Source organism: Gordonia phosphorivorans (assembly GCF_042432625.1).
GTDB lineage: Bacteria > Actinomycetota > Actinomycetes > Mycobacteriales > Mycobacteriaceae > Gordonia > Gordonia phosphorivorans.
This window is the reverse complement of sequence record NZ_JBHLWV010000009.1, coordinates 1-8,392: the sequence shown is the minus strand read 5'-3', so window position 1 is coordinate 8,392 and position 8,392 is coordinate 1. Positions and strand designations below refer to the sequence as shown.

At 64.5% G+C, this 8,392-nt stretch carries 8 protein-coding genes and 1 pseudogene; 3 read left to right on the top strand and 6 right to left on the bottom strand.

Features of this window, described 5'->3' with window-relative positions; translation table 11 throughout:
- Nucleotides 1-99: 99 nt before the first annotated feature.
- A complete protein-coding gene (locus ACFFJD_RS17605; protein WP_417398507.1) occupies nt 100-2,184 on the top strand; it encodes a toll/interleukin-1 receptor domain-containing protein in 2,085 nt (694 codons plus the stop codon).
- A gap of 64 nt (nt 2,185-2,248) precedes the next feature.
- Here ACFFJD_RS17605 and ACFFJD_RS17600 read toward each other — a convergent pair.
- Nucleotides 2,249-2,803 (bottom strand): annotated as a pseudogene (locus ACFFJD_RS17600) (transposase); the annotation flags it as partial.
- A gap of 192 nt (nt 2,804-2,995) precedes the next feature.
- Nucleotides 2,996-3,340 (bottom strand): CHAP domain-containing protein, encoded by a 345-nt coding sequence (locus tag ACFFJD_RS02440; RefSeq protein ID WP_382360409.1) that lies wholly within the window; start codon nt 3,338-3,340, stop codon nt 2,996-2,998.
- Nucleotides 3,341-3,515: 175 nt separating this feature from the next.
- On the opposite strand from ACFFJD_RS02440, the gene ACFFJD_RS02435 reads away from it, so the two are divergent.
- The gene (locus tag ACFFJD_RS02435; protein ID WP_382360400.1) at nt 3,516-3,887 is read left to right on the top strand and encodes a hypothetical protein; all 372 of its coding nucleotides are present in this window, start codon (nt 3,516-3,518) and stop codon (nt 3,885-3,887) included.
- A 32-nt stretch (nt 3,888-3,919) separates the two neighbouring features.
- On the opposite strand, the gene ACFFJD_RS02430 is transcribed toward ACFFJD_RS02435, so the two are convergent.
- Nucleotides 3,920-4,519, bottom strand: a complete 600-nt coding sequence (locus tag ACFFJD_RS02430; RefSeq protein WP_382360397.1) for a hypothetical protein — start codon at nt 4,517-4,519, stop codon at nt 3,920-3,922.
- A gap of 513 nt (nt 4,520-5,032) precedes the next feature.
- Between ACFFJD_RS02430 and ACFFJD_RS02425 the strand changes: the two genes are divergently transcribed.
- Nucleotides 5,033-5,758 carry an MSMEG_1198 family transcriptional regulator gene (locus ACFFJD_RS02425; RefSeq protein ID WP_382360406.1) on the top strand — a complete coding sequence of 242 codons (726 nt, stop codon included), beginning with the start codon at nt 5,033-5,035 and terminating at the stop codon, nt 5,756-5,758.
- 4 nt (nt 5,759-5,762) lie between these two features.
- Here the strand turns inward: ACFFJD_RS02425 and ACFFJD_RS02420 are convergent, their stop codons facing one another.
- From ACFFJD_RS02420 to ACFFJD_RS02410, 3 genes are all read right to left on the bottom strand, one after another.
- Complete coding sequence (locus ACFFJD_RS02420) at nt 5,763-6,236, bottom strand: PIN domain-containing protein (protein ID WP_382360394.1); 474 nt, start codon at nt 6,234-6,236, stop codon at nt 5,763-5,765.
- A 256-nt stretch (nt 6,237-6,492) separates the two neighbouring features.
- Nucleotides 6,493-6,882, bottom strand: a complete 390-nt coding sequence (locus ACFFJD_RS02415) for a hypothetical protein (protein ID WP_382360391.1) — start codon at nt 6,880-6,882, stop codon at nt 6,493-6,495.
- A gap of 264 nt (nt 6,883-7,146) precedes the next feature.
- Nucleotides 7,147-7,830: a hypothetical protein gene (locus ACFFJD_RS02410; protein WP_382360388.1), complete on the bottom strand. Its 684-nt coding sequence runs from the start codon at nt 7,828-7,830 to the stop codon at nt 7,147-7,149.
- Nucleotides 7,831-8,392 lie beyond the last annotated feature (562 nt).

Sequence of the window (8,392 nt, the reverse complement as noted above, 5' to 3'; positions counted from 1 at the left end):
CCCCGCCACCGGAATCGAGGTAAACGCCGACACCACCCACGAACTCAGCGCTTAACCAGCACCAACGAAGGATCGCAGCGTTACACCACTACTCGGGACTTGACCGACGCGCTGCGAGCGCATGGCCTACAGGTCTGGATCGATCAGCGGAGCATTCCAGTCACCGTTCCATGGATGGAGGAGATCGAAGCGGGGCTGCGCGGGGCGACGTTGATGGCCGTCGTCGATTCACCGCAGTGGCGGGCCTCTGAGAACTGTCAGGCCGAGATCCGCCTGGCTGAACAGTGGCTAGTGCCGGCGCTCTGGCTCGAGCCGGGCACTGATCCGCGTACGGCGTGCGATCTTGTGCTCCGTCGGCTGGCCGCGCAGCCCCCGGAGGAGAAGGTTCGGGCAGAGCTGTTTGCGCGTGCCGGCCAGTGGTCGATCAACGGCCGACGATCGCGGGACCTTGTCACGGGACGAGCACGGCTGAGGTATCGCCGATACGTGAACTCGCTCCCGGCGGGCGACTCGGTCCCTCCGGTGGTCCGCGCGTTTCTGCGCTCCTCGATCACTCGACAGGCGCGCAAGCAGACATTGCGGTACATCGGTACCTTCATCGCTTTGGTGCTTGTCCTTGTCGGTATCCGTGGTCCGGAGGCCCTCGACAAAGCCAAAGACCGGATTGATCAGGCAATTCAGTCCTTCAGCGACATGGATGCTTTTCAGGATGCTTACGAGACGGGTCCGTATGAGCACTTGGCGCTTCTAGCGAACGCCGAGGGGGAAGGTGAGGCGCAGCGCTGGGAACTGGCGCGGGCGTTCTCGGTGCCGCTGCCGGACTCGGTAACTCCCGCAGATATGTCGCCAGCCGCACCACAATTGCGGGCGAGCCGACGAGACCGAAGCGCGGTTAGCGGTGACCGGCAGTTCACAGCGTCGCTGACCAGGGATGGACGACAGGTTGAGGTCAAGAATCGGGACGACCGGCTGATTCGGACGATCCCGCTCTCGTTTACGGGAACGACCCTGGTGTGGAGCCCGGATGCTGCATGGGTCGCTGTTGCTGGCGGCGAACAAGTTCAGTTGCTCGACGTGCAACGAGGCAACCAGCCAGTTGTGCTTCGCGGCGCCAATTCGCCAGTGGAGGCGGTCGTCGTCGCCGATGACGGAATCAGTGCGCTCACTGATCGAGGGGTGATCCACTGGCCGGACCCCTTTGGTGTGGCAGTCGCCGCGGATACGGATGCCTGGTCGGGGGGCGTGCATCTTTCGGGATCTGATGTCGCGGTACTGCTCGGGCGCCACGGGGAACTCGTTGCGGTGGACTTGGCCAGTAAAACTGTGGTGAATCGGTCGACAGTGCGTGTCGCGCCGTCGGTGATCACCGGGGACCTTGCGGCAGCCCCCGACGGTAAGACGCTGGTGGTCACCGGTGTCGACGTCGAGAAGATGACTTCCTCGGTGCACGTCGTGCGGACTGTAGACTGGTCAGTGCAGAGCTTTCCCATCGATTGCGTGCCGTCGGGCGTCACCCTGCCGAACGAAGATGCCGACATATATGTCGCCTGCGGGCAACGTGGCGTCGGCCATCTGAATCAGGCGAGCGGCGAATTCAGGACCGTCGACATCGAGCAGCTGGCGACGAGCATCGGTATCGGCGGGAACAAGATCTTTGCCGGAACCAACTTCGGGCACGTGTTTGAGTTGGATCCGGGCACCCTGCAGATCACTGGCCGGGCAGGCACCGGGTGTCCCGCGGACGTCAGCCCGATCGCGGTGATGACGGACGGTAAGTACGTCTTCACCGGAGGGCCTTCGGCGGCGAACTTTGGATGCGCAGCCCGCGTGACCTTCGGCGCTAAGCCGAAGGCCGATCATCTGATTTTCCCATGGCAGACGGTCAATCGTGCGGGCGTAGTTGTTCTCGGCGTGAACGATCAACAGGTGGCGTATGGATTTGATGACGGGACGGTGCGGGTGCTCGATACGGGAGATTTCGCCACACGGACGATCCGCCGACCGATGGCGGATCCGGTCCGGGCGCTCGCGTTGTCTCGTGACGGATCGACGCTACTGGTTGCCGGCCGATTCGGCGCAGTGCGGTTGCTCGATCTGTCGAACGATGACCGAGACAACGGGAAGCAACGGGCGCGGGCCGCTGCTGCTGTCGCGCAGGGGCGGAAGCTTGGCCTCGTGCGCTGAGACCTCGCAGCTGCGGTCGAATGGTGCTGGACCCCCCCGATCGATTGTCGCGGTCGGTGGTGCCTTTACGGCCCCGCCGCGGCGGTAAGTCGGGAAGTTGGGTCAGGGCGTCGGTGACGGCCTGGATGTGGTCGGCGGCGGTGTTCGCCCCGGCGTTGCCCGGGCGCAGGATCAGCGCGGCGATTTCACCGGTCCCGCCGGCGCCGTGGTCGATGTGCGCGGTGAATGGGTGAAAGCCGTACCCGCCGTTGTAGTTTCCCGCCGCGTGTTCTTTCTCCGAATGCGCGGTCACCAGGGTCGCATCCAGATCGATGACCAGTGGGTCGGCCGCGGAGGTTCCCGCGTTCGGTGCCTGCTCGCCCATCAGTGCCCACACGTGTGAACGGGCTTGGGCTCGTGCTCGGGCGATCGCGGCTACGGCGGCGACCGGGGTCCGGGCGAGCTCGCCGATCAGGCGGGACACAGTCGGACCGGAGGCGACCGGGCCGAACACCTCGGCCCGCCCCCGCAGTGTGGCGATATTGGCGAGGCAGTCGCCGCCGACAACGAGTGAGACCGCCAGGTCAGCGATGATCTTTCCCGGATGCTCCTTCACTCTGCTTGAATCGAACTGTCGCAAGAACGATTATCGCAGGTGAGAGCACCTTTCTTTATGCTTTAAGCGGGCGCGTCGACCTCATCGATGAACGGCCGAGGTTAGCCGCATCGCGAAGGTTGTCCAATGCCTGCCGCGACTGGCTCATACCCGGCCGAACGAACATCGGTCCCGGAAGCGATTGCTTCCGGGACCGATGACTGCTGCGGGCGCCCGCTACGGGATGAGAATGTACTGCATGCTCGCGCGGTGCGGCACCTTCCGCGTGTCCCACTGACCAAACTTGCTGGTCTTGTACGGGTAGGACGTGCCGCCGGTGCCGCCATTCATGTCGGTGATGGTGGTCAGGGTGTTACCGCTGACCGAGTCCACCCACGCCACGTGGCCGACGCCCCCGGGGTACACCACTACCGAACGCGGCTGCGGACTGCTGACGACGGTCCATCCTGCGGCCCGCGCCTGACCAGCCCACTGCCCGGCATCGCCTCGCAGCGCGCCGATGTAGTAGCCGGCGGTCTGCCGGATCTTCTCCTGCGCACCGTAGGTGCAGTCGCCCCGCAGGCTTGCCGTGTTGAACGGATTGCTGCTCTGGACGGTGGCCCCCCTGGCACGACTTGTCGACTGCGGCTTCGGTGCCGCGGCGCCACCGCACTCGCCGGCGACTCGGCCGTTGGTGCCGGTGTAGATCCACGCGTCGGAGACATACCCGCGACCGGGAATCCGATCCCAGAGCGTAGTGGTGTGGTTCAGTCCAGCTGATCAAAACAACGGCTGGTTCCAGTTGGTGGGCCGAGACCTCTGGTTCATCAAAACGAAGAACACCGGTTCCCAGCAGGTGGAGGTGCACAACGCGACGGCCTCTTCGGGTTACCGCGGCAGTTCCGTGCATGCGGTCACGTGGATCGGATCAGCCGACGCGAACAACGGTTGGTTTCAGATGTCCGGCAACGACATGGTTTTCGTAAAGACGACGAATCCCGGTTCCGGCAAGGTCGAGGTGCACGACGCCTCAGCTGCGTCCGGGTATCGCTCGGCGACGGTGCACGCGCCGTCGTGGTTCAGTCCCAATGACCGTTCCAATGGTTGGTTCCAAGTCGGCGCCAAGTAGCTGATCGGGGCGGATGGGCAACCTCAGCGGAACTACTCGGGCTGACCCTCCTGCTGAATCCGTCCGCGAATGGCCGCCGCCGCGGCACGTAGTTGCTGGGCTCGTTGCCCCCTGTCGACAGCTGCGCTGTCGGCTGCTACGTACACCGGGATCCGATGGGCGTGCGCGGTGGCAACAATGCACTCGGCCAGATTGGTTACCGTGGTCAGGGCAGCGGCGGCGAACAGACCTCCCGATACTTCCCTGGTCTGGCCGAGCTTGTTTCGATAAATGATCTGGCACGGTACTGGCCGCGGATCTGCGCTGGATCTTTCCAACGCCGAGAGGATGAGGACAAGGAGCCCGTCGACCATCTTGCCGACCAAGAACTTTCGGGCGGGGAAAGGTGGCAGGAGCTTACGGATCTTATCGACCTCTTTGTCGATCGACGCCGAAGGAACCAGGGCCGCCGTGTCATGGAGCTGCACTGATACCACCGCCGACCAGGGGACGACGGTGCCGTCAAAGGCAATCTCCGTCGGACTTACGTGGACCTGACCGAGTTCGTTGAGCTTTCGCATGGCCGTCGTCACCGGACCGGGGAGCTTCCCCGCGAACACCGCCGATGCGGCAGCCGCCAACGACAGATCCAACGGTCCTACCGCTGCGCCGGGTGGGGGTGACATCCTCGAGAGGGCATCGGTCAGCCACTGCGCACCGGAGCTGGTCTGAGCCCGATCCCGCAGTTCATCGCCGGACGGAAGTCGATCGCGGAGGGCGTCGGTACCTGCGGTTGCCCGCTGAGAGATTTTTCCTCGTAGCGACATGGGGTGCTCCTCATCCTTGCGGTAGGGGTGGCTCCGCAACCAGCCCGGGCGCCGAATAGTCGCCCGCCTGATGGACGGCCAGCGCCGGGCCATTTTTAACGCACTCGCGGCAGGAAATGCAGGCTTGCACGCGAGGATCGGCCGAATGGACGACAACGACAAGTTCTCGATGTCGGAGGCGCCGCGTGGCCAGGGCGCGGTGGCCACCGCGAACTCCTGCGTGAGGCGGTCGGTTCTGCCTCGGCCGGTGGGCTGTCTGACTGCAAGCAAATAATGCCATACTTCCGTAGCTCCGTGCGTGATTGCACATTACCCGCTGGTTTCGTCTACGATCAGAGGGTGGCAACCGGTCTGCGCATCCTCATCGCCTCGCCCCTGGGGCGAGTGATCTCTGGCCCCCTCGAGTCCGCTTTCGACGATGTGAAGGTCGCTGTTGCTACCAATGACGACGAACTGACCGCGATCATCTCCGGGACTGTGCGGTACGACGTTGTGGCCGCCGACCTGATCTGGAATCGCCCGGAAATGGAGTGGACGTTCGACGGCCTCGATGTGATCGACCGGCTGAATCAGGCGCAGCGGACCGCACCAGTCCTGCTCGCGACTCAGGGCCACAGTATTGAGAACGACCTCCTCGAAGAAGCAAGGTTGCGCCCCGAAGTCTTCGGTGTGGTCCCTAAAGCCGCCGGCCTCCCGGTGATCATGGACGGCCTGCGGTCCGCAGCCCTGGGACGTAGGCTTCCACAGCCGCCCGTCCCGGGCCCGCGACGTCCGCCGCTCTACGAACTCCTGTCCGATCGCCGAGGACAAACAGCCGGGCGAATGGCCGGAGCGATCGCTTCCGGCCGCGCTTCCGACGGCGCCTCGCTGGCCTCGGTCGCCAAGGTCTCCCCAAGCACCGCGAACAAGGTGACGAGCCACTACCTGGGTCCGATGCTTCTGGCACGTGACGAGCACGACGAGCAGTTGCCGCTGACTCAGGGATCGATCTATCGCTGGTGCGGGCTACATGCGCGGTACCTCATCAGTTGGTGCCGGCGACACGGGCACTCCGACGTGCTGTGACGAGTCAGGCTGCGGCGGGGTGGTTCGTTGAGAGCAGTCGGATTCGGTTTGCCGCCAAGCGCAGTTCACGAGACAGCGAAGTGCGGTGGCTCAGAACCGTTGTCGGAATTCCCGCGGCGGCGACGGCAGGCGCGAAGAGGTGGTCTCCCGAGACTAGCGCCAATTCGGCAAAGCGACTCGTATCGATTTGTGCCAGTTCGGCCAGGAGGGCGAGGTCGGCCCCGTCTGGGCCGGACCGAACAACGAAGCGAGCCGTCGGCCACCCGAGCTTTGCGCTCAACAGTGAGTAGTGGCTGCATCCGACGATGATCTGGTCCCAGGCGCCGAGATGCAGGGTGTGGGAGATTTCGGCACGAAGTGTCTGCACGTGGTCGGGGGAGGTCGTGGCTCCGCGCGCCGCATTCTCGATGTCGACGAGGACGAGACGACGCTGGGCACACACGTCGCGGTAGCTGGGGATCGAAATCGTAGCGTTCACGGGACTTCCTCTCGGTGTCGAGTCCGGCGGCTTGCGGCCTCTACTCCGATACCGATTCCCCTACCCGTCAAGCGCTGCTCCGCAGTGATCCGGGACACTCCTCGTGTTCTCTGAGGTGAGCTAGGACGGGTCCGTGCTCACGGCGCGGCGAGTAGCGCTGGATCACGCCTCTGAAATCACCACGTCGACGACGGTGGCGTGAAGGCTGGACACTCCCTGCTCGGTAAAGGTGACGAGGTTGGCGAGGAGGCGTAGTTCAATATTCGCTGAAGGTGCCGTGCGCGGCGACGACCTCAATTTCGGCGATTTCGGTGATCGCGTCGGGGGTGAGCGGTTCGAACTGGGCGATCGCGTCGATCCGGTTGAGGAGTGCGGGAGGCACGGCCTTCTTGAGCGCATCCTGGGCGAGTGTGCGTGACCTGGTGGCGGCGTTGACCTCACCGAAGTCAACCGCCTTCGATTGCGCTTCGCGGACACCGAGATTCGAGGTCATGACGATCACCGCATCGGCGAAATCGGCGGTGGTGCTGCGGCATACGACGCGGGCGATTCCCGTGCGAGTTCGGTCTTGCCGGCGCCGGTCGGGCCGACGAACAGGGACATGGTTCGGCCGCTCCGGGCGAAGGTCGAGATTTGATCGGGTCAACGCGAGGCGCGGTTTCTATAGTCGGCGAGCGTCGCCTCGAAGCGCGGGACGCTCTCGACCTTCGACGATGTAGAACTCGCCACTGGCGTCGCTGAGATCGAGGAGCGGTTGCAGGGAAGGTCCTCGGTGGAATTCCCGGATGCGTTCAAATTTGTGTCGGCCCAGAAGGTGCGCAACAGAATCTGAGACGCTCTGGTGGCACCGCGCACTGCGCGGTGCGGACCTCCTCGACGAGACCGCATGCCTGTTTGAAGGTGATGTCGGTCAGGCGTGTGCGGCCGCGATCATCGCGGTCAATCGTGGGGTGTCGAAGATCCCCGAGTAGGGCGCCGTCTCGACGCTGCTGGCGACGAGGACCTGGTCGATGGCGTCGGCATAGTCGGCGAGGTTCTCCGCGGCAAGTCCCGAGGTAACCGCGAGGGGCCGGCGCCCGGCTGCCGCTGCCATGGCGGAAATCTTGGCGGGAGTAGGGGGAGTCCCTGTTCCTGCGCCGCTTGTGGTCACGACGTCGACCTCGTCGCGCAGTCGCACGACCTCGGCGGCTGCGGCGGTGGGCTCTTCGGTGAAGGTAGGCGTGTACTTGAAGGCGATACCGCCGAGGATCTGCGTGGTGGCAAGCGTTGCATTGGCGCGTTTGATCGCCATGGCCGAGTCGGTTGGGGAGACGTCGTCGATCCACAGCCCGTTCGGCGCTCGGCTCAGCAGTCCGCTGGTGATGGCGTCGACCAGGTAGGTGGCTGCGCCGGCCGCCGAATAGCCGAGCAGATTCACGCCGATGAAGGCACCGGGCGCGCGAGTGGTCAGCGCATTGGCCACGGCAACAAGGCGATCGGTACGGCCGGAATGGTCGATCAAATAGACCCCGTCGGCGTTGGCGGCAAGAGCGATCTCGGCTTGCTCGAGGCCGTTGTCGAAGTCAGAGAGGTGTACTACGGGGAAGATCTGCATCGCGGTGAGTGTCCTTCTGATCGGTCGAGCACTGGGGAGGGGACGGTCGTGCTGTGCGCCAGCGATCAGTGGAAAGAGCAGTACCAACAACATACCTGCGCCTACGGAACGCTACTTTTGGTGGCGGACTGTGGGTGCGTCTCCCGATTACTTGCTCAGCCAGGTCGGGACGATCTATCACGAGCAGCCCGAACGTGATCGATGCGCGATCAATCGCCGGAGGTCCCAGGNTCGTCGAGCTCGGGCGGAACTGACGAGGCTGCGAGCCGGCCACGAACTGCGGCGACGCAGGCGATCGGGTCAGCGTCGGGCGCGTACAGCGACGCCGATTCGACCTGGTGGACTCGAACGGATGGCCCCGGTACTGCTTGCACATCTTCGAGCCGGTCGAGCACCTCGTCGACGCGACGCGACGCGACGCGGCGTCAGTTCTGCCACGTCGTCAAACGGTCTGCCAGCGCGATGGCGAGTAGCCAGGACCGTGCGGCCCGCGGTAACGCCACTGAATACCAGTTCCGGAACCGAGGGATTGCCCGCGAGCTCCTGCAGCGCTGCGGCTTCG

Bases quoted from the DNA above. Each gene is read 5' to 3' on its own strand.
- ACFFJD_RS02410 (WP_382360388.1), bottom strand. From the start codon at position 7,830: ATGCAGATCTTCCCCGTAGTACACCTCTCTGACTTCGACAACGGCCTC.